Source organism: Roseibium sp., assembly GCF_965233565.1.
Taxonomy (GTDB): Bacteria; Pseudomonadota; Alphaproteobacteria; order Rhizobiales; family Stappiaceae; genus Roseibium.
Window position 1 is genome coordinate 589558 of the sequence record NZ_OZ247494.1, and the last position, 25620, is coordinate 615177.

General features: G+C 59.5%; 25 protein-coding genes. 14 read left to right on the top strand and 11 right to left on the bottom strand.

From position 1 onward, the window contains the following. Positions 1 to 98: 98 nt before the first annotated feature. The 8 genes from ACO6TG_RS02785 to ACO6TG_RS02820 all read left to right on the top strand — a co-directional run bounded on the left by ACO6TG_RS02785 (position 99) and on the right by ACO6TG_RS02820 (position 8761). Positions 99 to 1091: an ABC transporter permease gene (locus ACO6TG_RS02785; protein ID WP_422376756.1), complete on the top strand. Its 993-nt coding sequence runs from the start codon at positions 99 to 101 to the stop codon at positions 1089 to 1091. Positions 1092 to 1094: 3 nt separating this feature from the next. Further along, a complete protein-coding gene (locus ACO6TG_RS02790; protein WP_422376757.1) occupies positions 1095 to 2246 on the top strand; it encodes an ABC transporter permease in 1152 nt (383 codons plus the stop codon). 10 nt (positions 2247 to 2256) lie between these two features. After that, entirely contained in the window at positions 2257 to 3279 is a 1023-nt protein-coding gene (locus ACO6TG_RS02795; RefSeq protein ID WP_422376758.1) for an ABC transporter ATP-binding protein, read from the top strand. After that, positions 3276 to 4367 carry an ABC transporter ATP-binding protein gene (locus tag ACO6TG_RS02800; RefSeq protein ID WP_422376759.1) on the top strand — a complete coding sequence of 364 codons (1092 nt, stop codon included), beginning with the start codon at positions 3276 to 3278 and terminating at the stop codon, positions 4365 to 4367. Before ACO6TG_RS02795 ends, ACO6TG_RS02800 begins: the two co-directional genes overlap by 4 nt. An 8-nt stretch (positions 4368 to 4375) precedes the next feature. Further along, the gene (locus ACO6TG_RS02805; protein WP_422376760.1) at positions 4376 to 5560 is read left to right on the top strand and encodes a 2-aminoethylphosphonate--pyruvate transaminase; all 1185 of its coding nucleotides are present in this window, start codon (positions 4376 to 4378) and stop codon (positions 5558 to 5560) included. 25 nt (positions 5561 to 5585) lie between these two features. Next, complete coding sequence (gene phnX, locus ACO6TG_RS02810) at positions 5586 to 6368, top strand: phosphonoacetaldehyde hydrolase (protein WP_422376761.1); 783 nt, start codon at positions 5586 to 5588, stop codon at positions 6366 to 6368. Continuing rightward, the gene (locus ACO6TG_RS02815; RefSeq protein ID WP_422376762.1) at positions 6365 to 7858 is read left to right on the top strand and encodes a sulfatase-like hydrolase/transferase; all 1494 of its coding nucleotides are present in this window, start codon (positions 6365 to 6367) and stop codon (positions 7856 to 7858) included. The genes phnX and ACO6TG_RS02815 overlap by 4 nt, the downstream gene beginning before the upstream one ends. 75 nt (positions 7859 to 7933) lie before the next feature. Further along, positions 7934 to 8761, top strand: coding sequence for a trypsin-like serine peptidase (locus ACO6TG_RS02820; protein WP_422376763.1), 828 nt, complete (start codon positions 7934 to 7936; stop codon positions 8759 to 8761). Between the two features lie 246 nt (positions 8762 to 9007). Here the strand turns inward: ACO6TG_RS02820 and ACO6TG_RS02825 are convergent, their stop codons facing one another. After that, positions 9008 to 9307, bottom strand: a complete 300-nt coding sequence (locus ACO6TG_RS02825) for a hypothetical protein (RefSeq protein ID WP_422376764.1) — start codon at positions 9305 to 9307, stop codon at positions 9008 to 9010. A 214-nt stretch (positions 9308 to 9521) separates the two neighbouring features. Here ACO6TG_RS02825 and ACO6TG_RS02830 point away from each other — a divergent pair, with 214 nt between their 5' ends. From ACO6TG_RS02830 to ACO6TG_RS02840, 3 genes are all read left to right on the top strand, one after another. Continuing rightward, a complete protein-coding gene (locus ACO6TG_RS02830) occupies positions 9522 to 10334 on the top strand; it encodes an NAD kinase (protein WP_422376765.1) in 813 nt (270 codons plus the stop codon). A gap of 130 nt (positions 10335 to 10464) precedes the next feature. Continuing rightward, a complete protein-coding gene (locus ACO6TG_RS02835) occupies positions 10465 to 10953 on the top strand; it encodes an Hpt domain-containing protein (protein WP_422376766.1) in 489 nt (162 codons plus the stop codon). A 225-nt stretch (positions 10954 to 11178) separates the two neighbouring features. Then, on the top strand, positions 11179 to 12858 hold the full coding sequence (locus ACO6TG_RS02840; protein ID WP_422376767.1) for a caspase family protein: 1680 nt from the start codon (positions 11179 to 11181) through the stop codon (positions 12856 to 12858). Positions 12859 to 12923: 65 nt separating this feature from the next. On the opposite strand, the gene ACO6TG_RS02845 is transcribed toward ACO6TG_RS02840, so the two are convergent. From ACO6TG_RS02845 to ACO6TG_RS02860, 4 genes are all read right to left on the bottom strand, one after another. Continuing rightward, entirely contained in the window at positions 12924 to 14078 is a 1155-nt protein-coding gene (locus ACO6TG_RS02845) for a DUF2336 domain-containing protein (protein WP_422376768.1), read from the bottom strand. Positions 14079 to 14180: 102 nt separating this feature from the next. Beyond that, positions 14181 to 15482: a transglycosylase SLT domain-containing protein gene (locus ACO6TG_RS02850; protein WP_422376769.1), complete on the bottom strand. Its 1302-nt coding sequence runs from the start codon at positions 15480 to 15482 to the stop codon at positions 14181 to 14183. Positions 15483 to 15817: 335 nt separating this feature from the next. Then, entirely contained in the window at positions 15818 to 16420 is a 603-nt protein-coding gene (locus ACO6TG_RS02855; RefSeq protein WP_422376770.1) for a flavin reductase family protein, read from the bottom strand. 3 nt (positions 16421 to 16423) lie between these two features. Further along, positions 16424 to 17020, bottom strand: a complete 597-nt coding sequence (locus ACO6TG_RS02860; protein ID WP_422376771.1) for a nitroreductase family protein — start codon at positions 17018 to 17020, stop codon at positions 16424 to 16426. Between the two features lie 185 nt (positions 17021 to 17205). Here ACO6TG_RS02860 and ACO6TG_RS02865 point away from each other — a divergent pair, with 185 nt between their 5' ends. Next, on the top strand, positions 17206 to 18309 hold the full coding sequence (locus ACO6TG_RS02865; RefSeq protein ID WP_422376772.1) for a hypothetical protein: 1104 nt from the start codon (positions 17206 to 17208) through the stop codon (positions 18307 to 18309). 270 nt (positions 18310 to 18579) lie between these two features. Here the strand turns inward: ACO6TG_RS02865 and ACO6TG_RS02870 are convergent, their stop codons facing one another. From ACO6TG_RS02870 to ACO6TG_RS02880, 3 genes are all read right to left on the bottom strand, one after another. After that, positions 18580 to 19428: a lysophospholipid acyltransferase family protein gene (locus ACO6TG_RS02870; protein ID WP_422376773.1), complete on the bottom strand. Its 849-nt coding sequence runs from the start codon at positions 19426 to 19428 to the stop codon at positions 18580 to 18582. A 163-nt stretch (positions 19429 to 19591) separates the two neighbouring features. Continuing rightward, positions 19592 to 21562 carry a threonine--tRNA ligase gene (thrS, locus tag ACO6TG_RS02875; protein ID WP_422376774.1) on the bottom strand — a complete coding sequence of 657 codons (1971 nt, stop codon included), beginning with the start codon at positions 21560 to 21562 and terminating at the stop codon, positions 19592 to 19594. 176 nt (positions 21563 to 21738) lie between these two features. After that, positions 21739 to 22194 (bottom strand): Lrp/AsnC family transcriptional regulator, encoded by a 456-nt coding sequence (locus tag ACO6TG_RS02880; RefSeq protein WP_422376775.1) that lies wholly within the window; start codon positions 22192 to 22194, stop codon positions 21739 to 21741. A gap of 128 nt (positions 22195 to 22322) precedes the next feature. Between ACO6TG_RS02880 and ACO6TG_RS02885 the strand changes: the two genes are divergently transcribed. Further along, on the top strand, positions 22323 to 23222 hold the full coding sequence (locus ACO6TG_RS02885; RefSeq protein WP_422376776.1) for a DMT family transporter: 900 nt from the start codon (positions 22323 to 22325) through the stop codon (positions 23220 to 23222). Between the two features lie 47 nt (positions 23223 to 23269). Here the strand turns inward: ACO6TG_RS02885 and ACO6TG_RS02890 are convergent, their stop codons facing one another. Genes ACO6TG_RS02890 through ACO6TG_RS02900 form a run of 3 tightly spaced genes read right to left on the bottom strand, consistent with a single transcriptional unit; the run spans position 23270 to position 24696 of the window. Continuing rightward, complete coding sequence (locus ACO6TG_RS02890; RefSeq protein WP_422376777.1) at positions 23270 to 23851, bottom strand: class I SAM-dependent methyltransferase; 582 nt, start codon at positions 23849 to 23851, stop codon at positions 23270 to 23272. 15 nt (positions 23852 to 23866) lie between these two features. Continuing rightward, positions 23867 to 24217, bottom strand: a complete 351-nt coding sequence (gene yidD / locus ACO6TG_RS02895; protein WP_422376778.1) for a membrane protein insertion efficiency factor YidD — start codon at positions 24215 to 24217, stop codon at positions 23867 to 23869. 26 nt (positions 24218 to 24243) lie between these two features. Further along, positions 24244 to 24696 carry an iron-sulfur cluster assembly scaffold protein gene (locus ACO6TG_RS02900; protein WP_422376779.1) on the bottom strand — a complete coding sequence of 151 codons (453 nt, stop codon included), beginning with the start codon at positions 24694 to 24696 and terminating at the stop codon, positions 24244 to 24246. A 288-nt stretch (positions 24697 to 24984) separates the two neighbouring features. On the opposite strand from ACO6TG_RS02900, the gene folE reads away from it, so the two are divergent. Further along, entirely contained in the window at positions 24985 to 25620 is a 636-nt protein-coding gene (gene folE, locus ACO6TG_RS02905; RefSeq protein WP_094071152.1) for a GTP cyclohydrolase I FolE, read from the top strand.

A 25620-nucleotide genomic window follows, 5' to 3' on the forward strand; every position in this document is an offset into this window, starting at 1 on the left:
AACCGGCAACGGCCCTCGGGTACTGGATCCCGGATCTGCGCTTCGCTCCGTCCGGGATGACAACACGATGCTGATGCCATCATTCCAGGAGAGGTTGCATGCTTCGGTTCACACTTGAGCGCTTCGTGGGCATGGTGATCACCATGGCGCTCGTGTCCGTGATGGTGTTCATCATCATGGAAATTCCGCCGGGCGATTATGCCGACCGCTACGCCTTCCGCAAATTCTCCGGCACCGGGGTCAGCGTCACCGAGGCCGACATCGAGGCGATTCGGGCAGATCTCGGTCTCGATAAGCCGATGGTCTTCCGCTATTTCGACTGGATCGGCGGCATTGTCCTGCGCGGCGACTTCGGTCAGGCCTTCGCCTTTGAGACCTCCGTCGTCAAGGTGATCGGCGACAAGGCCTGGCTGACACTCGGCATTCTCCTGACCACGCTGGTCCTGACCTACGCGATCTCCATCCCGGTCGGCATCTATGCCGCCGTGAAGCGCGGCTCCTCGCTCGACTATGGCCTGACCGTCTTTTCCTATCTGGGCCTGGCCCTGCCCAACTTCCTGCTGGCGCTGATCCTGCTTTATTTTGCCAACAAGTGGTTCGGCGCCGATATCGGCGGACTGTTTTCAGCGCAGTATCAGAATGCGCCCTGGTCGCTGGCCAAGGTCTGGGACCTGATCAAACATCTCTGGCTGCCGGCCGTCGTGCTCGCCTGGTCTGCCGTCGCCTACCAGATCCAGACCATGCGCGCGACCATGTCCGATGAGCTAAACCGGCTCTCGGTCACTGCGGCGCGCGCCCGCGGCGTGCCGGAAGGCAAACTCCTGCTGAAATACCCGGCAAGGCTCGCCATCAACCCGATCGTCTCGACCATCGGCTTTGACGTCAACCGGATCTTTTCCGAGCTGCCGATCGTCGCCGCCGTGCTTGGCCTGACAGAACTCGGCGAGCTGCTTTTGAAAGCCTATCTCGATCTCGACATGTATGTGGCCGGCGCCATCCTGCTGCTGCTCACCTTCATCATCGTTTTCATGAATTTCGTTTCCGACCTATTGCTGGCGTGGCTCGACCCGCGCATCAAACTGGGGGCCTGATCAATGACGGACGCAACCGCAGACGCCCTCTCCAAAAAAGAAGAAAAGGAACGCCAGCAACGGCTGAAATACTATTCGGCCTCGCAATGGACGCTGATCTGGTGGCGCTTTCGCCGGCACAAGGCCGCGATGGTCGCCAGCTTCCTGCTGGGCCTGATGGCGCTCCTCGGCATCTTTGCGGAGTTTGTCGCTCCCTACGGCCCGACCACGCGCGATGCCAAATATATCGACGGCGCGCCGCAGATCCCGATCTTCTGCGACCAGAACGGCTGTTCCGCCGTTCCCTTCATTCACGGCGTTTCGACCAAACGCGATCCGGTCACCTTGCGCGCGATTTCCGTGCCCGACCCGGAAAAGCGAGTCTACGTCACCTTCTTCGCGTCCGGTGAAGACACTCTGGTGCTGGGGTTCATTCCCACCAACCGCCATCTCTTCGGACTGTCGGACCCGGACGCGAAACTGCATCTCTGGGGCACGGATGACCTGGGGCGTGATGTCTTCTCGCGCACCATGTATGCGACCCGCACCTCGCTCTCGATCGGCGTCCTGGGCGTTCTGATTTCCTTCGCGCTCGCGCTGATGATCGGCGGAATTGCAGGCTATGCCGGCGGCATGACCGACAACGTTATCCAGCGCGTCACGGAAGTGGTGCGCGTTGTGCCGATCATTCCGCTTTATATGGGTCTGGCCGCCGCCATGCCGAAGGAATGGTCGACTACCCAGGTCTATTTTGCCATGACGCTGATCCTTGGGCTCTTCGGTTGGCCGACGCTTGCCAGACGCATACGATCCCAGCTCCTCTCGATCCGGGGAGAAGACTATGTGGTGGCCGCCCGGTTGGCAGGGGCCAGACCCGGCCGGATCATCGGCCAGCACATGCTGCCGAGCTTCACCAGCTTCATCATCGTCGATCTCGTGATCTCCTTCCCCTACATGATCCTGTCGGAAACAGCCCTCTCCTTCGTCGGCCTTGGTCTGCGCCCACCCACCGTTTCCTGGGGCGTGTTGCTTCAGCAGGCACAGTCGGTTCGGGTCATCGAACAGACCCCGTGGCTGTTCATTCCGGCCATATTCGTGGTGGTCGCCGTGCTGGCCTTCACCGTCATCGGCGACGGACTGCGGGACGCGGCCGATCCCTATGGCGATGCAAGGTAAGGAGAGCGACATGCTGAGCGTTGAAAACCTCTCCATTTCTTTCCGCACCGATGAAGGCCTGATCACACCGGTGCAACGCGTCAGTTTTGCGGTCGAGGCCGGCAAGACACTGGGCCTCGTCGGCGAGAGCGGCTCGGGAAAGTCAATCACCACAAAGGCCCTGATGCGCCTTCTGCCCGGCAATGCCAGCCTGTCCGACGAGACCCGCATCACCTATCGGGCCAAGGACGGCAGGGAGATCGAGATCGACAAGATCAAGCCGAAATCGCGCTCGCTCCGGCATCTGCGTGGCGGCGAGATCGGCATGATTTTCCAGGAACCGATGGCGAGCTTTTCGCCGGTCTATACGATCGGCAACCAGATGATGGAGGCGATCCGCCTGCATAGGAAATGCGGCAAGCGTGAAGCGCGTGAGCTGGCGGTGGAAATGCTCGACAAGGTCGGCATTTCCAATCCGTCGGACCGGATCGACCAGTACCCGCATGAAATGTCCGGCGGCATGCGCCAGCGCGCCATGATCGCCCTTGCCCTGTCCGCAGGTCCGGCCCTCCTGATTGCCGACGAGCCGACAACGGCACTCGACGTGACGATCCAGGCCCAGGTGCTCGACCTGATGCGCGACCTCCAGCGTGATCTCGGCATGGCGATGATTTTCATCACTCACGATCTGGGCGTTATCGCCCAGATCGCGGACGAAGTGGCGGTCATGTATCTCGGCACCATCGTTGAACGCGGCGCGACCCGGGACGTCATCCGCTCGCCTCAGCACCCCTATACGCAAGGCCTGCTCAAGGCGATCCCCAGCCTCGACACCCTGCATGACCGGCTGTCGCCGGTACCCGGTGACATTCCAAGTCCGACCGAACGGCCGACCGGTTGCCCGTTCCACACCCGCTGTCCTGAATTCATCAACGGGATTTGCGATGTGAACCCGCCTCACGAAGTCTCCCGGGGGCCTGGTCGCTCCGTACGGTGCTGGCTTCACAGTGACCAGGCCAGCGGTGGCCAGAGTGGCGGAAGGAGCGCGGCATGAGCAACACACTCATTGAAGTGAAGGATCTGGAAGTCCGGTTTCCGATCCGCAAGAAGAAGCTGTTTTCATCCGAAGTGAAACAGTTGCGCGCCGTCGACGGCGTCTCCTTTGACATCAAGCGCGGCGAGACGGTTGGCCTGGTCGGGGAATCCGGCTCCGGCAAGACCACCGTCGGACGGGCCATCCTGCGCGCGATCGATCCGACAGACGGCGAAGTGGTCTTTCACACCAACGGCCATGACGTGGACGTTGCCCATGCCGAAGGCGAAGAGCTGCGCAAGTTCCGCCAGCATATGAACATGGTCTTTTCCGAAGGCTCGGTGCATCTGTCGACACTGGCCGCAGACAGGCTGCGCCTGTTCCGCTCCAAGATGAGTCTCGTCTTCCAGGATCCCTACTCTTCCCTCAATCCACGCATGACCGTGCGCGACATCATCGCCGAACCGCTGATCGCCTCCGGCATGATGAAGGATCGCGCGGCCATCGACGAACGGGTCCGGGAGATCGCCGGCCGCTGCAAACTGAATCTGGAACACCTGCGGCGGTTTCCGCACGCCTTTTCCGGCGGCCAGCGCCAACGCATCTGTATTGCCCGCGCGCTTGTCTCCAGACCCGACTTTGTCGTGTGCGATGAAAGCGTCTCCGCGCTCGATGTCTCCATCCAGGCAGAAATCGTCAACCTGTTGAAAGACCTGCAGGAAGAGATGGGGGTGGCGTTCCTCTTCATCGCGCACGATCTGTCGGTGGTTGCCCAGATGAGCCACCGGGTCGCCGTCATGTATGTCGGCAAGTTCGTTGAATATGCGCCGACCGAAAAGCTCTTCTTCGAACCGAAACACCCCTATACCCATGCGCTTTTGTCCGCGATCCCGCAGGCGGATCCGGATGCGCATTTTGATCCGATCAAGCTGCAGGGTGAAATTCCGAACCCGCTTGACGCGCCCTCCGGATGCCGGTTTCACAGCCGCTGTCCTTTTGCAAAAGACCGCTGTGCAAGCGAGGTTCCGGACTGGCAGGAAGTGGCCGAGGATCACTTTGTCGCTTGCCACTACACCGCCGATTTCGACTTCTCCCGCAAAAGAGCCTAGGTGAAACGATGACAAAAAAAGACGCCTTAGACCGCCCCAGACTCGGTGAACCCTTTCTTCTGACACCCGGGCCGCTGACAACCTCGGCCGCCGTCAAGGAAGCCATGCTGAGAGACTGGGGCAGCTGGGATGGTGACTTCAGGGCAATGACCGCCACCATGCGCGCCTCGCTCCTGGAGTTGCTCGGCGACGGTGCAGACGCTTACGACTGTGTTCCGATGCAGGGCAGCGGGACTTTTGCCGTTGAAGCGATGCTCGCCAGCTTCACGCCGAAAGACAAAAAGACCCTGATCCTGAGCAATGGCGCCTATGGCAAACGCGCTGCCGAGACGATGGCCTATCTCGGACGCCCGGTCGAACTCCTCGACAAAGGCGACTACCTGCCGCCACGCGGCAACGAGGTTGCGGCCCTGCTCGCCGCCGACCCGGAAATCTCCCATGTGGTCGCGGTCCACTGCGAGACCAGTTCCGGCATCCTCAATCCGGTCAAGGAAATCTCCGACGCGGTTGCCGCGGCCGGACGCACACTCCTGATCGATTCCATGTCCGCCTTTGGCGCTGTTCCGCTGGAGCCCGCAGAACTTGCCTTCGACGCAATGGTGTCTTCGGCCAACAAATGCATCGAAGGCGTGCCCGGCTTCGGCTTTATCCTGGCCAGGAAATCTGCGCTGGAAACCTCAAAAGGCAACAGCCACTCCCTCAGCCTCGACATCCATGCCCAATGGGCACATATGGAAAAATCCGGTCAGTGGCGTTTTACGCCGCCCACCCATGTCGTCGCCGCCTTCCTGGAAGCCCTCAAAGGGCACAAGGACGAGGGCGGCGTCGCCGGTCGCGGGGCACGCTACACACGGAACCGGGACGTGCTGGTTGCGGGCATGCGCGAACTGGGCTTTGAGACCCTGCTCGATTCTGAATGGCTGTCGCCCATCATCGTGACGTTCTTCTGTCCGGCCGATCCGGCCTTCTCCTTCCCGGAGTTCTACGACCGGATGAAAACCCGCGGCTTCATTCTCTACCCCGGCAAGCTGACCGTCGTTGAAAGCTTCCGCGTCGGCTGTATCGGCCAGATGGACGAACACATCATGCGCGACGTCGTTGCCGCTGCCGGCGACGTTCTGACCGAGATGGGCGTTGAAAGTGCCGCACCGCCGGCCGAGGCGCTGGTGGAACGCGCCCGCCTCGCCGCCTGACCCAACAAGAAAAAGGAAAAAACCCATGAGCAAGTTCAAAGCCGTCGTTTTTGACTGGGCCGGAACCATGATCGATTTCGGCTCCTTCGCCCCGATGGGCGTCTTCGTCAAGGCGTTTAAAACGTTCGGCATCACCGCTTCCATCGCTCAGGCGCGCGCGCCAATGGGCAAGCCGAAATGGGACCACATTCGCTCCATGATGGACGACCCCGACATCGCCGCGCAGTGGGCCGACAAATACGGTGCAGCCCCGACGGATGCGGATGTCGACAAGGTCTATGAGGTCTTCGTGCCGATGAACGAGGACGTCGTGGCCGATTTTGCCGATCTCGTTCCAGGGGCGAACGATGTCATCAAGGATCTGCGCGCCAAAGGCATCAAGATCGGGTCCACCACGGGCTACACCCGCTCGATCATGGAACGCGTTCTGCCTCGTGCCGCCGAACAGGGCTATGAACCCGACAACCTCATCTGCGCCGACGACCTGCCCGAAGGCCGTCCGGGCCCGCTCGGCATGTATCAGTGTTTTGTCGATCTGGTCGCCTATCCACCAAGCGCCGTGATCAAGGTTGACGACACCGAGCCCGGCATTGCCGAAGGCGTTGCCGCCGGCTGTCTGACGGTCGGGCTGGCGCTCTCCGGAAACTACGCCGGCAAGACCCCAGATGAACTTGCTGCCTTGCCGGAGACCGAAGTCGAGGCCATTCGACTTCACGCTACGGCAAAGCTCAAGGAAGCCGGTGCGGACTTCGTGATCGACACCGTCGCCGATCTCCCGGCACTGCTTGAACAGCTCGAGGCAGCATGAACAACCGGCCGAACATTCTGCTGATCACGGCAGACCAGTGGCGAGGCGATTGCCTCGGCACTGTCGGCCATGAGGTGGTGAAAACACCGCATCTGGATGCCTTTGCAGAAACCGCAACGGTGTTCGAACAGCATTATGCGGCGACGGCCCCCTGCTCTCCGGCACGCGCCTCGCTCTATACCGGGCTCTATCAGCGCAATCACCGGGTCGTTGCGAACGGCGCGCCGCTGGATGACCGTTTCGACAACATTGCCCGCGCTGCCCGCCGCGCCGGCTACAAGCCGACACTCTTCGGCTATACCGACACTTCGCCGGATCCGCGTCTGCATGACCCGAACGATCCGGCGCTGACGACCTATGAGGGTGTGCTGCCGGGCTTCGATGTGGGCCAAAGTCTGCCGGAAGACGACAAACCCTGGCTCTCCTGGCTCGCCACACGTGGCCATGATCCAGGCAGCATCGAGTCGATCCACCAGGTCGAGCCGGAAGATGGCGAACGGATTTCCTGCAAGGCGCCTGCCTATTCCAAAGAGGATACCCAGACCGCTTTCCTGACCAACCGCTTCCTGTCCTGGCTCACCGAACAGGAAGGCGAGACGCCGTGGATGGCGCATATCTCCTTCCTGCGCCCGCATCCACCGATCACCGTCCCGGCGCCTTACAACACACTGTATGACCCGGCAGACGGACCGGATTTCGCAGGCGGCACCACGCCGGAAGAGGAAGCTGCTTTCCACCCGCTCGTTGCCGCGCTTCAAAACCACCAGCGCCTGGCCAGCCATATCCCGGGCGCGACGGAACATGTGCGCGACCTGACGCGGCACGACCTGAAACGCCTCCGCGCGCTCTATTACGGCATGATTTCCGAGGTTGACGCCCAGCTTGGCCGGATCTTCGACGCTCTAAAACCGCAGAATAACACGCTGATCATTTTCACCTCCGACCATGCGGAGATGATGGGTGATCACTGGATGCTCGGCAAAGGCGGCTTCTATCGCGAAAGCTATCATATCCCGCTTATGATCAAGGCGCCCGGCGGCGCCAAGTCCAACCGGGTGTCGGCCTTCACCTCGGCCACCGACATCTTCCCGACGCTGCTCGATCTTCTGGAACTCGATCCGGAACACGCCCCGGACGGCGCGAGCCTCTTACCCTATCTTTCCGGCGAAACACCGCTCGGCTGGCGGGACGCGGCGCTGTTTGAATTCGACTACCGGGAACTGGCCAAAACCAATCCGGACCTGTTATCGGACGCCGCCGGCAAGGGGTCGACGGCCGTCGTCTCCCGACTTGGCCCTAACTGGCATTACGTCCACGCGTCCGGGCTGCCGGGTCTTCTGATGGACGCAGCGGGCGGCACACTGGAGAACAGGGCCGCAGCGCACCCGGAGATCGTCCTGGCGCAACTGGAAACCATGCTGTCGGAACGTCTGGCCCATAATGACGAGACCCTCGCGCGGACCCTGGTCTGGGACTATTACGCGCAATAAACGCGCATATCTGCCCTGTTTTAGGTCCCGTTAAACCGTGTCGCTGAGAATGACACGGAAACGGGACCTGAAAACATGCGCAAGTTGTCGAGGAAATCCAGTGGCAAGAGGCCAGCTCACGGCGGCAGCCGGAGAAGCGTGCGTCTTGCAGGCCTGATGCTATCGGCGCTGGTCGCACTGCCCGCCGGGGCCGTCGAGTTGAAGATCATCGACAGCACGGATGCCCCCTGGCCCTCGATCGGCCGGGTCAATGTGGCCGGCTACCGGTCGACATCCATGTGCACCGGTACGCTGATCGCGCCCAATCTCGTGCTGACCGCCGCCCATTGCCTCTACAACAAGAACACCCTGCGCCCCTTCCCGGTTGACGATTTGCTTTTCATGGCCGGTGTTCGCCGCGACGAATATGCGGCCCGGCTCGAAATCGCCTGCGTCCATCCGGATGCCGATTATGTCCCGCGCAAGCGGCCGAAACTGCGCGATGTCCATGACGATGTCGGTCTGATTGTCCTGAAGGAACCAAGCACGCTGCCACCTGTCCAGGCCCTCTCGCTCGAAGAAGCGGCTGTTCTGACCAAGGACACACGTTTCCAGTCCGTCGGCTATCGCCGCAGCCGCCGCTTCCTGCCGACCGTCGTCGAGGACTGCAAGGTCATGGGCACGGCCGAAGACAGCTGGGTCACCAACTGCGCCTCGGAAGCTGGTGCATCAGGTGGACCGCTCCTGGTCCAGACCCCGGATGGTCTCCGCGTCGCTGGTGTGATGTCCGCCAAGATCGACGACGTCCGCTCGGCGATTGTGCCGTTTTTCGAATGGCAGGAGCTGCTGGAGAACCCGCGCTGTGGCGAGGCAGAAGCGGCTGCAGTGCCGGCGCTGAGGTTGTCGACGGAAGAGAGTGAATAGCCCTTTTATTTCGCAATATTCATTTCCGCGCTCTGGTCCTGTCACGGAGCACCATCAACCAGGAGATAAACGGAGGAAAACAGACGATCCAAAAGATCTTCGGTTCGGCAGCAAGCTTTCCATAATGATTGATCATCAGCATCATGAAGGTCAGCAGCACCCACATTGCAACGAACCAAATCCAGTCAGCTTTTCTCCATTTCCACACATCTTCGCTCCTCCATTATTTCAGGACCTTCCAACACCTTAGACAGATCGCCTTTGCAGATCATGTTTCTTCAAACCTGCCCTGACCGCCCACAAAGAGACCAAGACAAGAAGCAGGAGTTCCAGAACTGGTGACACCACAGCGAACAGGAATGAGTTCTGGAGGTCTTCGAATTGCTCTTTGAGTTCACCAAGGTCGTTCGTCTCCCAAAACTCCATACTCCAGAGCTCAGAGTTCCAAACAATCACAAACCCCATCACGGTCGACAGCACGAACCAAATCAGACAAAAGCGCCAGGTAATGCTCCACCAGACGGGCAGTGTTTCCTTGTAAGTCATCGCATTCAATTTCCCTGATCACCGGCATTGTCATTTTTCAGAATGGAGAAGGCAGTAGCGTAGTTTCCGCTCTTCTGCCAACTCCCGCTAATTTTTCACTGCCCCTGAGCATCAACCCCGGCTATGGTGCTGATCCGATGTCCGGGAAGAGCCGGTCTCCGAGCCGGGGGCAAGTCATCCCGGCAAGACCGTCAGGCAAAATACGTCGCAGGCCATGAACCAGTCCCCACCACCGCCCAGTCCTGAAAACGCGCAGCCGGTTTCGACGGAGAAGCTGGCCTTTGTTTCAAGCGACACGGAAGAAGCCATGAAGGCGCGCCGGGAGCTGGCGCATCGCTATGGCAGCGTGCCGGTGACCGATGCCGATGTGATCGTGGCGCTTGGTGGTGACGGCCTGATGCTGCAGACGCTACATGCCCACATGGGCAGCGGCACGCCGATCTACGGCATGAATCGCGGTTCGGTCGGCTTCCTGATGAACGAATATCGCGACGAGGATCTGAGGGACCGTCTGTCGAAGGCGGATGTCACGACAATCCGGCCGCTGGAAATGACCGCGACCGATGAGGACGGCACGGTGCACAAGGCGCTTGCCATCAACGAAGTCTCGCTGCTGCGCCAGACCTCGCAGGCCGCTCGCCTGCAGATCTCGGTGGATGGCCGCAACCGGCTGGAGGAACTCGTCTGCGACGGCATCATCGTGGCGACACCTGCCGGCAGCACGGCCTATAACCTCTCCGCACACGGCCCGATCCTGCCGATCACGGCCCAGCTTCTGGCCCTCACCCCGATCAGCGCTTTCCGGCCGCGCCGATGGCGGGGCGCCCTTCTACCGAACTGGGCGCAGGTGGACATCGACATTCTCGACGCCGGCAAACGCCCGGTCAGCGCCTCGGCCGATCACACCGAAATCCGTCGGGTCACCTGTGTCTCGGTGCGGGAAGCCACAGACACGGAAGGGTTGATCATGTTCGATTCCGACCATGGCTGGGACGAGCGCATCCTGACGGAAATGTTCCGCTATTAGGGTTCGGGTCCGGTTGCGGAAACTCCCTGTTAAGCATGATTGACCATACTGCCGCCAAAGGCTTTTCAGCCGAACAAAGAGGGCATTCCGCGTTATGGCCGACACAGCCAAGGATCAGGAGTACGAAATCTTGACCCCTCCGACCGATCTCAGATCGAAGGTTCGTGAGCTCACACCCCGTGAGGCCAAGAAATTCGACCCGGTCAAGGCCGCAGAAGCCGCCCTGCAGCGGATTTCCTCCCATTTCGGCAACTGGATGGACAACGAGACCAGGGACCTCCTGAGCGCCTGGGAGAGCATCAAGATCGACGGCCTCACCGAAGACGGCCTCGCCACGCTGTTCCAGGCCGCCCACAACATCAAGGGCCAGGCCCTGACCCTCGGTTTTCCGCTGGTCGGCCAGGTTGCCGCCGGTTTCTGCCATCTGATCGAGAACATCCCCTCCCCTGACAAGCTGCCGCTCGAACTCGCCGGCCGCTATGTGGAAGCCATCCGCGCCATGGTCATGGAAGGCGCCAAGGACGATGCCAACAAGACCGGGGTGGAACTTCTTGAAACGCTGCTCAGCGTGACGGACGACTACCTGGCGCAGTTTCCGAAGAAGGATGCGGACGCCTAGCTGCGCGCGCCGGAAGGAATTTCCCACCGGCTTGTCTTTCCGCAAGGATGAAAAGCCTGTCAACGATCAGTCCCCTTGCGCCTACGCGGGTCATGGGCCGGGCGTTTGACACAAGCAAAGCGCAATCATAGCATTCATCGAATCTGGAGAATGACTATGAAACACTTTCTCTTCATTTGTTTTTTGTTTCTGATTTCAACCGTCTCCGCAAAGGCGGAAAAAAGAGTGGCTCTCGTGATTGGCAATTCCGCCTATCAACACGTGGCTGAGCTGAAAAACCCCTATAACGACGCCAACGCGATGGCCGAAAAGCTCGAAGCGCTGGGATTTGAAGTTGTCTCCGGCGTGGATCTGGACCTGCGCGCCATGCGCCGGACGTTCCGGCAGTTTGTCGGCAAGCTCGACCAGGCCGATCTCGCGCTTTTCTTCTATGCTGGACACGGTCTGCAGGTGCATGGCGAAAACTATCTTGTGCCCGTCGATGCCGAGCTCGGGTCGCATCTCGATCTCGATTTCGAGACTTTTCCAGCCAACCTGATCCTGAATGCAATGGAAGATGCGACGGATATCAATCTGGTCTTCCTGGATGCCTGCCGCAACAACCCTTTCACCAGAAACCTTGCACGGTCGATGGGCACACGGTCTGCAGCTGTTGGGCGTGGCCTTGCCAAGATTGGATCAGGTGTCGGCTCCCTCATTTCCTTTGCCACCCAACCCGGAAATGTCGCGCTGGACGGTGACGGAGAGAACAGCCCGTTCACTTCCGCGCTGGTCAAACATCTCGGCACTCCCGGGCAGGACATCACCCGAGACCTCGTGCTGGTTCGCCGGGACGTTTTGACGGCAACCAAGGGCGAACAGGTTCCATGGGAAAACTCCTCGCTTACCGGCGAGGTCATCTTGAGAGAAAAGAGCCCAGAGCCGGAGACGCCCAAGATCAATCCCCAGATCGAGCTGACCTACTGGGACACTATCAAGAACGGTCAAACGGCGGATTATTTTGAAACCTATCTGAAGCGTTATCCGGACGGTCAATTCGCAGACCTTGCCAAATTGCGCATTCAGGAAATCAAGACGGCAGGGGAAAGAAACCGGATAAACCGCCAGCGCCAGGACACGGCCGCGGAAATCGCCTATTGGCAATCGATCCAGACAACACAGCGTCCGGAGATGCTCGAAAGCTACCTCACCCGATATCCGGGCGGGATCTACACGGATCTGGCCCGATTGAAACTCGACGCATTGAAGCAAACGATCTCAGAGGACAAGAAGAAGGGTCAGCCGGAGACCTCGATTGCGCTCAATACACCCTCCGGCACGGCTGCGCCAGCCGCCGAGACAGGCACAGAACAGCAGCTTGCCAGTCTGACGCCCGACCCCACAAGCGCAGATTCACTGGCGCCGGCAGTGGCTGCGGTTGACGAAACGCAACCGGCGCTGACCGAAAAGGAACTCGCAAGAGCCATGCAATCTGAACTCAATCGGCTTGGCTGCTCGGTTGGCGGTGTGGATGGCGTTTGGGGTAAGCGGAGCAGAAACGCGCTGAAAATCTACGCCAAAGAGACGAAGATCGAGCTGGCCTCTCTGGATCCCAGCCCCGCCATCCTTGACGGTCTCAAACAGTCGACCGGACGTATCTGTCCGTTGACCTGTAGCCGCAATCAGGAACTGAAGAACGGCAAATGCGTAGCAATCAAGCGAGAGACTCCACCGGGCAGCGGCACAAACACGCAAAAGGCCACACAATCCGCAGGCAATTGTCCGTCCAATCCGACGGCCTATGGCAACAAGATCATCGGCAGGGTGCCGACACTGGGACGACCGACCCTGTCTCATCCCTGCGGCAGGAAACTGACTTGCTGGGGTTCGAAGTCAAGCTGGAACCTGACCTGCAAATGGATCTGAGCCGTTCTCTCCGGCATTCTTAAGCCGCATGGCAGCTCAATGCCTGTAGAGCGACCGCTGTTGCCTCACGCAGCAGCCGTCACCTGCAATCCGCTGTTCTTCAGCAGCAGCCGCGCCTCCAGGCGGGCGACGTCAATGGCGAAGCGGCGCAGGAAGGCAACGACGTCTTCATCCGCTCCCAGCGCGCCATCCTGCATCTCGGCCAGCAGCGTTTCGGTGAGCATGCGCGCTTCATCCAGCGGCAGGTCATAGGTGAAATCCGCGTCGGCCTGACGGGCGATGTCGATGGCCAGCAGAAAGGCCTGGTGGGCGCGTAGCGGCAGGCCGGCTTTTCTGAGGATGGCCTGAAGCGCCGACCGGCGCACGCTCACCAGCAGCTTGCACAGACGGGGCAGCGGCACACCACCAAGATTGGCCAGCGAGGCTGCAAAGAACCGCAGGCGGCCGCAGCAGACGGCGCGCAGCAACAGCCTTGTGGTCAGTTTGCCGCTCTCGCGCAGATGCTCGACAAAATCCGGCAGATCCTCGGCGCCGGCTTCCAGCGCCAGACGCAGAACAACCTTGTCCTCCGCGTCGCTCAGAAAGGTTGCTCGCTGGTGTTCCGGCACCCGCTCCAGCACGATTGGGTGGTCATCCAGGTTTTGCGCCAGCCGCATCAGCAGCTGAAAGCGCATGGCAAGGGGCAGGTCGCGGGTTTTCAGCAGCTGGTCGCAAAGGTCCGGACGGTCCTCGAACCGCTGAGCCAGGCGCAGAAGCGAGGACTGCAACACTTTCGCAGATCGATTTTCCAGCAGCACCCGACAGGCAGCCTCACAACCGACTTCACAGATTGCCGCACAAATGGAGGCCGGCAGACTGTCCCGTGCGGCGATAGCGCACTGAGCATCATCACTGCCCTCAGCCAACAGGTCGACCAGTTCGGCTTCCGTCAAGATCGGTGACCGGGTCAGGATCGGCAAGGCAACCTCGTCGACGTCATGGGCAAGACACCTGATGACATGGCCGGGAGAATGCGGGCTCGAAGCGAGCACATTTGCAATCGCCTTGCGCACAGGGCGACTCGGATCGTCGAGAAGAATCGTCAGGGCTGCGGCCATGCTGGTCCGTTCCTGGCTGCCCGGGTCGGCGGCCAAATACCGTTCCGCAAACTCCTGTGCGGCCTGTATGTCCAAGGTGCGCTCATCATCGTCGCTGGCGTGCAGAATGTCGTGTTGGGTCATGGCGGTAAAACGATCTTCCCATATGTGCAGGTTAATCCTGACATCAAAGGCTTAACGATCGGTTCACCATAATTTTGCCAAGGTTCAGAAAGCGCTGCCGGCTTATGCTGGCGGCAGCAATTCCCGTTGTTCCTCTTCGGCCTTCAGCCGCAAGAATCGGGTCAGATCCAGAGGGCCGCCCTGATTGGCCAGTGCCAGTTCCTGGGCCTGCACCTGACTGGAAGCCCCGGAAAGCGCACTGTAGAGAGCTGCTTCCTCGACCGCCGCAAAGGCTGATGCAAATCGCGGATTGACATCGGCCTGGGAAGACCCCTGGTCATTGCGGAAAAGGGCTTCAAACGGGTTGGCGGTTTCCGTTGCCTGGAAGGCAGACAGAACACGTGTGGTGGCGTCGAAATCCGTACCCTCAATGGACGCTTCCCGAGGGTTCTGAGGTGTTGGCCGAGTGGCCGCTGCCACAACGGTTTCCTCAAGGAAGGTCGCGCCAGGTGTCGTTTCGACAGGTTTGCCCGGGCGCGCGTCGGGTATCGGGACCTTGGCCACAGCCAGTTCCAGAGGAGTGTCTTCCGGCAATTGCGGGACCGCAGGCTCGGCAGCTGCGACCTGCACAGGCGGCTGCGGCTTGGACCGCATCGCAAAGGCCGCGGCAGGGTCACCGGCAAGATGATCGAAGTTTTGCGGGGCGACCGGAGCGCCACGCACGGGCTTGGCATTCGGCAGTGTCGCGACCTGAAGCAATTCTCCGGACGTGCGCAGGTCTTTCTTGCCGCTGGCCTGGGCAATCATGGTCACCGCGTCATGTTTGGACACGATAACTTCGTAGACTTCCTGCATCGACCGAGCCTTGCCATTGCGCTCATAGAAGATGGGCTTGTTGGCACGAGCCTGCGCGGAAAACATCTTGTCCGCGCGCATGTCCGGATTGGCGTTGGTGGCGTCGATCAGCCTGCTGGCACCATGGGCCCCCAGGAAATGCGCCATGTAGAGTTCACCGTCGGTCGGCTCCCGGCCGATCTTGCGCTCCAGATACTGGGCATTTTTCTGTGTCAGCGCCCCTGCCATGGTCGACGAGATTTCCGGATCCTTGCGCAGGTCCAGTATCTCGCGCCGCATTTGTGGGTCGCTCACATAATATTTGCCGCTCTTGGCCCGCTTGATGTGGTCGGAGTATTTGTCCAGCCCGTGTTTCGGCCCGGCTTCCTTCATTGTTTCCAGCCAGGTGGATTCAATGAACTGGAACAGCCCTGTTGCACTGGACGTCTTTGCTTTGGCAGACGGGTTGAATGATGACTCCCGTGCGGCCGTCTTCACCAGGTAGTCAAAAGACGTACCCGTTGAAGTACTCGCAGACTGAAACGCAAGCTCGATCCGAGACGCGACCGAGGCAGTATCAGCAACCCGCATGGCGCTTTCTCCTCGACGGAACTAAGTTATTACTTCGTTAACTTTCACGCCCAAATGGTTAACAAAACCTTAACAACACACAGGAGGCGCTTATAGAGGTCTCAAGCTGAGTTCTTTTTTGTTTCAGCCTGGGCAGATCTACTAATGGATGGATCCGGCAGTGTGGACATCAAGAGAAATCCGGACCTTTTCTTGGGAAAAACGCGCCAAGAAAAATCTGCAAAGCAACGGCTTCTTAACCGGCTGAAAGCGAGTCGGCAACCGTTTCATGAAAAAAGGCGCCGACTCGGCCGGCGCCCTGGGATGTTGGCGGTCAGACACCGCGTGCAGGCCGACTAGACCTTGGGCCGCCCCATCTGGAAAACTTCACCGACAGCGGCATAATCCATGTAGCCGAGCCGCGACAAAGGCTTGTAGCGCGTCACATCGACAAGACCGTCAACGAGGACGCTGTCATCGATGTGAATGCCGACAACCTGCCCGAACACCACATAACTGTCCGTTTCTGTGCCATCCAGGCCCGTCATACGAAGCGTCTGCAGGTGTCTGCATTCCAGCGCGGTGACCGCATGTGCGACCCGCGGCGCCTTTACCAGCCGGGACGGCGCCATATCCAGTCCGGACAGGTCGAATTCGGAGGTGCCATGCGGAACAGCGGCCGAGCTCTGGTTCATCTGGTCCTTCAGATCAAGGCTGACCATGTTGCAGACAAATTCACCCGTTGCATCCACATTGCCGACACTGTCCTTGTAGCCGGAGGAGGAAAACATCACGATCGGTGGTGTGTCGCAAACGGCATTGAAGAAACTGTAGGGGGCGAGATTGGGTTTGCCTTCCTGATCCAGCGAAGAGATCCAGCCGATGGGTCGCGGCGCGACAATGGCCTTGAACGGATTGTGCGGCAGGCCGTGGTCGTTTTTCTCGGTTTCGTAGAACATGTGTCAGTCAGTCTCGGTCCAGTTGGAAATCAGGTCGTCTAGGTCGGGACGCGGCCTTTCGACCGGTGGCTGCGTGGCAGTCCCGATTTGAATGAAGCCGGCAAATCGTTCACCCGGGCGCGCTCCCAGATAGGCAGCGGCCTGTTCATCGAAAGTGTACCATTCGGTCAGCCATTGTGACGCGTAGCCCGCAGCAGCAGCGGCGGTCACAAGGTTCATGCAGACCGCGCCTGCGGAGAGCTGCTGTTCCCAGACCGGAATTTTGGGGTGCTCAGCCGCCTTGCTGACCACACCGATAATCAGGGGCGCACGTGTGAACCGGGTCAGTTCCTTGTTTTTCTGATCGTCATCCAGCGGCCCGTTGAGCGCACCATATCTCTGTGCCAGCCAGGCCCCTATCTTCCGGCCGTCGTCAGGCCTGAAAAGGATAAAACGCCAGGGTGCCAGTTTGCCATGATCGGGCACGCGCGCGGCGATCGTCAGAAGATCCCTGACCTGATCTTCCTCCGGGCCTGGTTCCGACATGGTAATGGCAGGGTGAGAGCGGCGCTTCCGCAAGAACGCCAGGGTGTCCGGTGAACCGGTCTTGAAATCCGACATGAATGTCCTGTCCCGCCTGTTGTGTTATGATCCACGTAATTCATTGACCGTAATTGTCAACTTTGATGACTGGGTCTTGAATTTGCCCGAATTTCAGGGCCTTTAGGCAGGCTTGGAGCGCCTTTGGGGTTTGCGACTCAAATCACTGGTTATATTTCTCGAGCCATAATGATAATGAAGTGGGCATGTTGAAGACCGCAACCGTATCAGCCCTGTCCCAATGGACACGCACCGCCAAGAATGGCGCCATTGGCGCGCTGATCTGCGCCATGCTCCTGATGGGCTTTGCAAGCTCACCCTTTGCACAAGATGCCGAGTTGCCGCCGGTTCCGGCTGTAAAACCGGACCCGAAAGCGCCGCCCACCATTTCCGACTCGCCAATCGTCAACCTGCTCGACCGTGAGCCGGAACCGCTTTTTTCCGACATCGTGGTGGAGTCCCCCTATGCACCGACCTCATTCAAGGCGACAGGGGTCAAGGGCGGTCTGCACCAGGGCGCGCTCTATCTCATGGCCAAGTTGACGGCGGACAGCCCTCCCCTCAATGACGACCTGATCTGGCGGATCTATTCCGAAACCACCAATGCCGATGGCCGGTTGCAGCTGGTCGCCACCTCCCGAGGCGGGGATGCCGAGTTCCGGCTCGACCCGGGTGCCTATCTGATCCATACCGCTTACGGCTTTGCGCAGGCCACCAACCGCATCGTCATCGGCAAGGAAGTCCAGTCGAAGATGGTCACGCTCAATGCCGGCGGCATCAAGTTCGGCGCGGCGCTCAAGGATGGCGACCCGCTCGACAGCAAACCTGTTTCCTTCGACATTTTCGGCATGGAATTCAACCAGCGCGGCGAACGCAACGTGATCGCCAGGAACGTGAAGCCCGGATCCATAGTCCGCCTTAGCGCCGATACCTATCACGTTGTCAGCCGCTATGGCGCCGTCAACGCCGTGGTCCGCGCCGATATTCAGGTCCTGCCGGGCAAACTGACCGAAGCCACGATTTTCCACAAGGCTGCCGATATCACGCTCAAGCTGGTCAATGAACGCGGCGGCGAAGCCATCGCCAATACCACATGGTCCGTCCTGAGCCCGGGTGGTGATGTCGTGGTCGAGGCAACCGGTGCCTTTCCGGATTTCGTCCTTGCCGAGGGTGAATATGAGGCGCTCGCGCGAAACAACGGCAAGACCTACCTGCACACGTTCCAGGTTGATCCGGGCAACGACCGGGAAGTCGAAGTGGTCACCTCAATCAGTGAACTGTCAGGTCAACAAACGACCGCAAACAACTGATTTCGCAGATTTAAAGACCCGCGCCTACCATCAATTCATTTCATCCCGTCGTCTCATGGCTTGACCATGGGACCCGACGCATTGCGACTGCCCAAGGCAAGGTTTCAGCAAACGGCTGAGGCCGCAGTCTGGTTTGCCGGATCAAGCCCGGCAGTGAAACTGGAAAAGAGACAATTGGATCTCGGCTAGCGACCGGCAATCAGGTGTCACCCTCGCCAACGCAGCAACTTCCGCTTCGCGTCGTCCGCAAGCATCGTCAAAATGGTCTGTTCAGCCGCGACGGCTCAGCAGCCGTTTCTTGGCATTTGCAGGTGCCATTTCCATCACCTTGGTCTGCAGGAAGTCCATGATTTCCTTCTGGTCCCGAAAGCCCGACAGGGTTTCGAACGGGATCGGATTTCCGGCACGGGCGGTGATGACGGAACCAAGAATGCGCCGGAACTCCCGAACCAGCAACGACAGGCGCAAGGTCAGTGAATACTTGCTGACCAGATGGAACAGCCAGGAGTTCTGGCCGTCAAAATAGAGCGGCAGAACGGTTGCCTTGGAAGAGCGGATCATCTTGGCGGTGAAGGTCTTCCAGGGCAACTCTTCCGCGCGCCCGAAAGGCTTGGCAGCCGTTGCGACCCCGCCACCGGGAAACACGATGATGGTCGTTCCTTCCTCAAGCAGGCGCAGGGCCTCCTTGCGGGTTGCCATGTTGGTCTTGAGCGCTTCCTTGGTTTCCTCAAAATCAACCGGCAGCGAGAACGGACGGACTTCGGGAACCTTCAACAGTTCGTTGTTGATGAGGATCTTGAACGGGCGGCCGAGTTTTTCAGCCAGGGCCAGGACTGCAAGACCGTCGCCAATGCCGTAGGGGTGATTGGCAATCAGCACCAGCGGACCTTGCGGCAGGTTTTTCGGCGGCCACTCACCGTCTTCCACGGCGACATTCAGATTGATCAGGCCGAGCAGGTCGCTCCAGATATAATCGGACGTGCCGACCATCGTCTCTTTCCAGACCTCGTAGATGTCGACCAGCTTGCGGCGGCCCGACATGCCTTCAATGGCACGAATGGTCCACCGCTTCAGCGGTGGATGGTCCGGATTGGCGTAACTGAATTCAGCGTAATCCACGGCGATCGTCTGACCCTGAGAAGTTTCTGGCAAATTTGGAACCCATTACCAGAACTTCTGTTTCACGAATGTGACAACGCATTGCCCATCACCAAGGGGGTATGCCCCAAGGGAAGGGCAATGCGCAACCTGTCAGTTTTCTCCTAAATCGGAGGTAACCAGGTTATTTCAAGTCCGGCGGGGTCGCTTCCTCGACAAAAGCTGCCACGGCTTCGTCCAGCCCAAAGGATTTCTGGTCCTTGGAGCCGAGCCGGCGAACGTTGACGGTTCGCTCTTCAGCTTCCCGCATGCCGCAAACGATGATCACCGGGACTTTGGCCAGCGAATGCTCGCGGACCTTGTAGTTGATCTTCTCGTTTCGGAAGTCGGTTTCCACCTTGAGGCCCTGGGCCTTCAACATGTCGGCGACTTCCTGCCCGTAGGCATCGGCTTCAGAGGTGATCGTCGCCACGACGATCTGCAACGGCGCGAACCACAGCGGGAAGTGACCGGCATAGTTCTCGATCAGGATACCGAGGAACCGTTCCATCGAGCCGCAAATGGCCCGGTGGATCATCACCGGCGTCTTCTTCTCGCCGTTGTTGTCGACGTAGAAAGCGCCAAACCGCTCCGGCAGGTTGAAGTCCACCTGTGTGGTGCCACATTGCCATTCACGGCCAATGGCATCACGCAGGGTATATTCGAACTTCGGACCATAGAAGGCCCCCTCGCCCGGCAGGATATCGGTTTTCACACGGCCTTCGGATTCCGCCTCGATCTTCTTGAGAACGTCGGCCATCACCTCTTCGGCATGATCCCAGGCTTCGTCGGAACCGACCCGCTTTTCCGGCCGGGTCGACAGTTTGACGACGATCTCGTCAAAGCCGAAATCCTTGTAGACCGAGAGGATCAGTTCATTGATCTTCATGCACTCGTCGGCCATCTGCTCTTCGGTGCAGAAGACATGGGCATCGTCCTGGGTGAAGCCGCGCACACGCATCAACCCGTGCAGGGCGCCCGACGGCTCATAGCGATGCACCACGCCGAACTCCGCCATGCGCAGCGGCAGGTCGCGGTAACTCTTCAGGCCATGCTTGAAGATCTGCACGTGGCCCGGACAGTTCATCGGCTTCAGGGCGTAAACCCGGTCGTCTTCACTTTCCGGATCGGCACACTGCACGGAGAACATGTTCTCCTTGTACCAGCCCCAGTGCCCGGAGGTCTCCCAAAGCGAGGTATGCAGGACTTGCGGCGCGTTGACTTCCTTGTAGTCCTCCTTCAACACCCGTCGCTTGTAGGCGATCAGGCTCTGGAACATATCCCAGCCCTTGGGGTGCCAGAAGACGACGCCGGGCCCCTCTTCCTGGAAATGGAACAGGTCCATCTCCCGGCCGAGTTTGCGGTGGTCGCGCTTTTCAGCTTCCTCCAGCATGTGAAGGTAGCCCTTCAGCTCCTTCTCATTGTGCCAGGCGGTCGCATAGATACGGGACAGCATTTCGTTGTTGGAATCGCCACGCCAATAGGCACCGGCCACCTTCATAAGCTTGAAGGCGTCGCCGATCTGCTTGGTGGAGACCATATGCGGTCCGCGGCAGAGATCCAGCCACTGGCCCTGCTTGTAGATCTTGATGTCCTGGTCTTCCGGAATCGCATCAACCAGCTCGACCTTGTAGTGCTCGCCCTTGGCGGCAAAATAGGTCTTGGCTTCCTCGCGGGTCCAGACTTCCTTGGTGAACTGGGCGGCACGCGCAATGATCTCGCGCATCTTCTTCTCGATCACCGGCAGGTCGTCCGGATGGAACGGCCAGTCGTCACCGCTGTCCGGATGAACCCGCTTGAAATCGTAATAAAAGCCGTTTTCGATCACCGGACCGATGGTCACCTGGGTGCCCGGCCACAGTTCCTGCACGGCTTCGGCCATCACATGGGCCGCATCGTGGCGGATCAGTTCCAGGGCACGCGGATCGTCGCGGGTAACGATCTCGAGCTTGTGGTTTGCGGTGATCGGATCGCTGAGATCCTTCAGTTCTCCGTCAAGGGTCATCGCAACGGCCTTCTTGGCCAGCGATTTGGAAATGCCCTCGGCAACGGCAAGACCGGTGGTGCCCTGCTCGTACTCGCGCACGGAATTATCGGGGAAAGTCAGCTGAATCATAGTCATGTCTCCTGCTCACTCCTGCAGACAAGGCAGGTAAGCTTTTCAAAGGTTCGGGAACGCTGGGTGGCATACGGGATTCAGACTGATCCGGCAAGCTTTACCCGGGCTTTCCGCTCGTTTTCAGCGCAAGTGTGTTGATTATGCGTCTGCGCCGAAAGCCCCGGCGCGAGGTTTCAATCGTCTTCCGTTACCACCAGAGGCGGCGGCCGTCTCTGGATTGGCTGCGATTTCACGATAGCGGTGCTGGTCTCCGCCTTGTCGGAGATCTTGTCCAGGATACCGTCCAGCAGTTCAATCGACGGCACTGCCAGGCGGGCGATGAAACAGTCTTCGCCGGTGACCTTGTCGCACTCACAAAACTCCGGGATGTCCTGGATCAATTGCCGGACGATGTGGAGTTTGCCCGGCAGCGGCCGGATGCGCACGATCGCCTGCAGGCTGTATCCAAGCGCCTTGGGATCGATATCCGCCGTGAAGCCGCGGATGACGCCCCTTTCCTGCAGCCGCCGGATGCGCTCGGACACTCCCGGGGAGGAAAGTCCGGCTTGGGTCGCCAGCTCCTTCAGCGACATCCGTGCGTCCCTGATCAGGGCTTCGATAATTTTCTGATCCGTTGCATCCAGTTTCATATTTTCAACTCTGCCGTCTCGACACCTTCCAAAATAAACCAAAAGCCAAAAACAACCTAATTCTGAGTGTAGAGCCCTGCCCGCGACTTTGTCAGACTTGCCTCAACTTAAAGCAAACGGAGGCTCACATGGACAGAACTCTTCGCGGCGCCGCCGAAATGACGACGGCAATGGCAATCCTCGGTACCATCGGCCTCTTCGCGGTGCTTTCGGGCCAGCCTGCGATCGATGTCGTTTTCTGGCGCTGCGCCTTCGGGGCGCTGACGCTCCTGATCATCTGCGCTGCGATGGGACTGTTCCGGAAGCAGATCACCTGGAAACAGCTTCTCGTCGCCGCGATAGGCGGTGTTGCCATTGTCGTCAACTGGGCCATGATCTTCAGCGCGATTGGCCAGATCTCCATCAGCGTCGCGACAGCGGTCTACAACATTCAGCCCTTCATTCTCGTCGGGTTCGGTGCCCTCTTTCTGGGCGAAAGGATCACCGCCAACAAGCTTGGCTGGCTGGCCATTGCCTTTGCTGGTGTGGTTGTCATCGTCCTGTCCAAGCCCGAAGCAGCCAGTTACGCAAGTTCCAATCTCGCGCTTGGAATTCTGCTCGCGATTGGTGCGGCCTTCTTCTGGGCGGTCGCGGCCCTGCTCACCAAGAAGCTCTCCGGCACACCACCGCAGCTGATCGCCCTGGTCCAGGTCTGTGTCGGCATCCTGATGCTGGCACCGTTTGTCAGCTGGAACGCGCTGCCGGAAGGCACAATCGCCTGGAGTTCGCTGATCACGCTCGGCGCGGTCCATACCGGGATCATGTATATCGTCATGTACAGTGCGGTTCAGAAACTGCCAACCTACCTGCAAGGCGCGTTTTCGTTCATCAACCCGGTCGTCGCCTTCCTGGTCGACTACGCCGTCTTTGGCTACAAGCTCCAATTGCCGCAACTGGGCGGCGCGGCCGCAATCCTTGTGGCCGCCATGGGAATGACCTTTGGCTGGCAGCTGATCCGCAGCCGTAAATCGGAAGCCTGCGCGTCCTGACTGGAAATTGAAGACCGGGGCTGATGCGCGGCCTGGTCCTCAGAAATTCAATCGCGCTTCACAAACAGATATCCACGTTTCGCGAGGACAGGCACCCAGTTCGCCGAATGGTCATCAAGAACGTTCTGAAAGCCGGCAATGTTCGATTTTTCATCGGCAATCAGCAACCAGCCACCAGCCTTCACCGCAGGAAGAAGGCGTTTAAGAAGGTCAAGTCGAACAGGCTCATCCAGCATATGCAGCGTCCTGTCGATCAGCACGATGTCGAAGTCTTCTTCCGGTGCATAGTGCTCCAGATCAGCGACAACACCTCTGATCGGCAGATTTTCCCGCACGGCGTCGGCACCTAGTTGCTCGATACCGCTTGAAGACAGATCGACCCCTGTCACCGAGTGTCCGAGACGGGCGATGAAAAGCGCGTCTCGTCCTTGCCCGCACCCGACATCCAGAACAGAAAGTCCCGACGCATCCAGTCGATTGAAGAAGTCCACAAATGCCTGCGTGGGCTCTCCAAGGGCGTGGGGTGTTTCTCGATAAAGCAGTTCGTAATCGTAGGCCATCCCGCACCGATAGAAGGCGACAAACAGGCTCGTCAAGGCGAACCCCGCACCACCCTGCGATCTCAACAAGATCTGTCCGGCCGCCTAATCCAACCGGTGCTCTTCTGGAATGTGCGCTCCTGTCCAGCGACCATAGCGCCAGGGCAGAAACCAGCGGGCTTTGTCCGGCAGTTTCTCCGGAACCGGGTCAAAGCCAGAGGCCCCCAACGGGTTGCATCTGAGGATCCGGGACAGGCCAATCCAGCCGCCCGCCCAGAAGCCGAACCTGCGGATGGCCTGCTCGGTATAGTCGGAACAGGTCGGCGCATACCGGCACCCTCGCCCCATAACCAGCGACAGGGAATGGCGATAGAGCCAGATCAGGCCAATGGCCAGCCGGCCAGGTACCGAAAGAGATCTACCGCCGGGGTGCGGTCTGGTATTCGGGGAGCACATGACGCAGCAGCATCTCGTCGCACCGGTCAGGCGACCGCGCTGTCTTCCGTGGCGCGCGCCTCGATCTGGTCGAGCGCATCGACGACCGCATCAAAGGTCAGCAGGGTCGACGCATGCCGCGCCTTGTATTCGCGCACGGGTTCCAGAAACTTCAGATCCGCAAACCGGCCCTGGGGAGTTTCACCGCCCTCTTTCAACATGGCGCGCATGCTTTTTTGGACCTCACGCAGTTCGGCCGCGCTGGCACCAACGATATTTTGCGCCATGATCGACGACGACGCCTGCCCGAGGGCGCACGCTTTGACGTCATGAGCGAAGTCGGACACCACACCGTCCTTCATGGAAAGATCCACGATGACCGTTGATCCACAAAGTTTCGAATGGGCCTTTGCAGTAGCGTCGGGATGATCAAGCCGGCCGATCCGCGGGATATTTCCCGCAAATTCCAGGATCTTGGCGTTATAGATGTCGTCGAGCATAACTCGCCTCTTCGTGAATGCCTGTGATGCGCGACACATTGATGGCGCATAGCTTTTCTATATATAGATCAGACGCCACGGCAATTTCGCAAGGGGCAGAGTGGTCGCAGTTGGTCATATCGGGTGCCGCAATGGCGCTTGAAACCGGCTTCTCCCTCTCAGAAACTGTGCGTTCGCATTTTGTGTGGAGTATGATACACGTCCGCGGCCCAAATGCCCGGGTATCCTGATCTGTGCACAGGCGAGCGCCGTATGACGAGTGACAAGGGTAAAGTTGCGAGGATCCCAATGGACGCAGTCCTGAAGCCGGTTGAAAAATCCTTCGAAAGAAAGACACCGGACCAGTTGCATCGGCCGAGCCGTGAAGAAGCGGAAGCGGCGGTGCGTACGATTCTTGCCTGGACCGGCGACGATCCGGACCGCGAGGGCCTGCTCGACACGCCCAAGCGCGTGGTCAAGGCCATCAGCCAGCTCTATAGCGGCTATTTCGAAGATCCGGCCGAACATCTGGCGCGCACCTTCGAAGATGTCGGAGGCTACCAGGACATCGTGCTGGTGCGCGGCATTCCGTTCCATTCCCATTGCGAACACCACATGCTGCCTTTTATCGGCGAGGCCCACATCGCCTATTATCCGGCGGAAGGTGTGGTTGGCCTCTCCAAGCTCGCCCGCGTCGTCGACATTTACGCCAAGCGCCTGCAGACGCAGGAAAACTTGACGGCGCAGATCGCATCGGTCATTGACGATGCTCTGGCACCGCGCGGCCTTGCCGTGATGCTCGAAGCGGAACATCAGTGCATGACCATGCGCGGCGTCCAGAAACCGGGGGTCTCCACGATCACCACTCAATTTACCGGCGTGTTCCAGGACGACCCGGCCGAGCAGGCCAAGTTTATGTCCCTGGTGCGTGGCAAGGGTCTCTAA

Bases quoted from the DNA above. Each gene is read 5' to 3' on its own strand.
- ACO6TG_RS02855 (WP_422376770.1), bottom strand. From the start codon at position 16,420: ATGTTCTACGAAACCGAGAAAAACGACCACGGCCTGCCGCACAATCCG.
- thrS (WP_422376774.1), bottom strand. From the start codon at position 21,562: ATGATTCAGCTGACTTTCCCCGATAATTCCGTGCGCGAGTACGAGCAG.
- ACO6TG_RS02800 (WP_422376759.1), top strand. From the start codon at position 3,276: ATGAGCAACACACTCATTGAAGTGAAGGATCTGGAAGTCCGGTTTCCG.
- ACO6TG_RS02860 (WP_422376771.1), bottom strand. From the start codon at position 17,020: ATGTCGGATTTCAAGACCGGTTCACCGGACACCCTGGCGTTCTTGCGG.
- ACO6TG_RS02795 (WP_422376758.1), top strand. From the start codon at position 2,257: ATGCTGAGCGTTGAAAACCTCTCCATTTCTTTCCGCACCGATGAAGGC.
- ACO6TG_RS02865 (WP_422376772.1), top strand. From the start codon at position 17,206: ATGTTGAAGACCGCAACCGTATCAGCCCTGTCCCAATGGACACGCACC.
- folE (WP_094071152.1), top strand. From the start codon at position 24,985: ATGGACGCAGTCCTGAAGCCGGTTGAAAAATCCTTCGAAAGAAAGACA.
- ACO6TG_RS02885 (WP_422376776.1), top strand. From the start codon at position 22,323: ATGGACAGAACTCTTCGCGGCGCCGCCGAAATGACGACGGCAATGGCA.
- yidD (WP_422376778.1), bottom strand. From the start codon at position 24,217: ATGTGCTCCCCGAATACCAGACCGCACCCCGGCGGTAGATCTCTTTCG.
- ACO6TG_RS02790 (WP_422376757.1), top strand. From the start codon at position 1,095: ATGACGGACGCAACCGCAGACGCCCTCTCCAAAAAAGAAGAAAAGGAA.
- ACO6TG_RS02850 (WP_422376769.1), bottom strand. From the start codon at position 15,482: ATGCGGGTTGCTGATACTGCCTCGGTCGCGTCTCGGATCGAGCTTGCG.
- ACO6TG_RS02805 (WP_422376760.1), top strand. From the start codon at position 4,376: ATGACAAAAAAAGACGCCTTAGACCGCCCCAGACTCGGTGAACCCTTT.
- ACO6TG_RS02880 (WP_422376775.1), bottom strand. From the start codon at position 22,194: ATGAAACTGGATGCAACGGATCAGAAAATTATCGAAGCCCTGATCAGG.
- phnX (WP_422376761.1), top strand. From the start codon at position 5,586: ATGAGCAAGTTCAAAGCCGTCGTTTTTGACTGGGCCGGAACCATGATC.
- ACO6TG_RS02845 (WP_422376768.1), bottom strand. From the start codon at position 14,078: ATGACCCAACACGACATTCTGCACGCCAGCGACGATGATGAGCGCACC.
- ACO6TG_RS02815 (WP_422376762.1), top strand. From the start codon at position 6,365: ATGAACAACCGGCCGAACATTCTGCTGATCACGGCAGACCAGTGGCGA.
- ACO6TG_RS02820 (WP_422376763.1), top strand. From the start codon at position 7,934: ATGCGCAAGTTGTCGAGGAAATCCAGTGGCAAGAGGCCAGCTCACGGC.
- ACO6TG_RS02785 (WP_422376756.1), top strand. From the start codon at position 99: ATGCTTCGGTTCACACTTGAGCGCTTCGTGGGCATGGTGATCACCATG.
- ACO6TG_RS02825 (WP_422376764.1), bottom strand. From the start codon at position 9,307: ATGACTTACAAGGAAACACTGCCCGTCTGGTGGAGCATTACCTGGCGC.
- ACO6TG_RS02900 (WP_422376779.1), bottom strand. From the start codon at position 24,696: ATGCTCGACGACATCTATAACGCCAAGATCCTGGAATTTGCGGGAAAT.
- ACO6TG_RS02830 (WP_422376765.1), top strand. From the start codon at position 9,522: ATGAACCAGTCCCCACCACCGCCCAGTCCTGAAAACGCGCAGCCGGTT.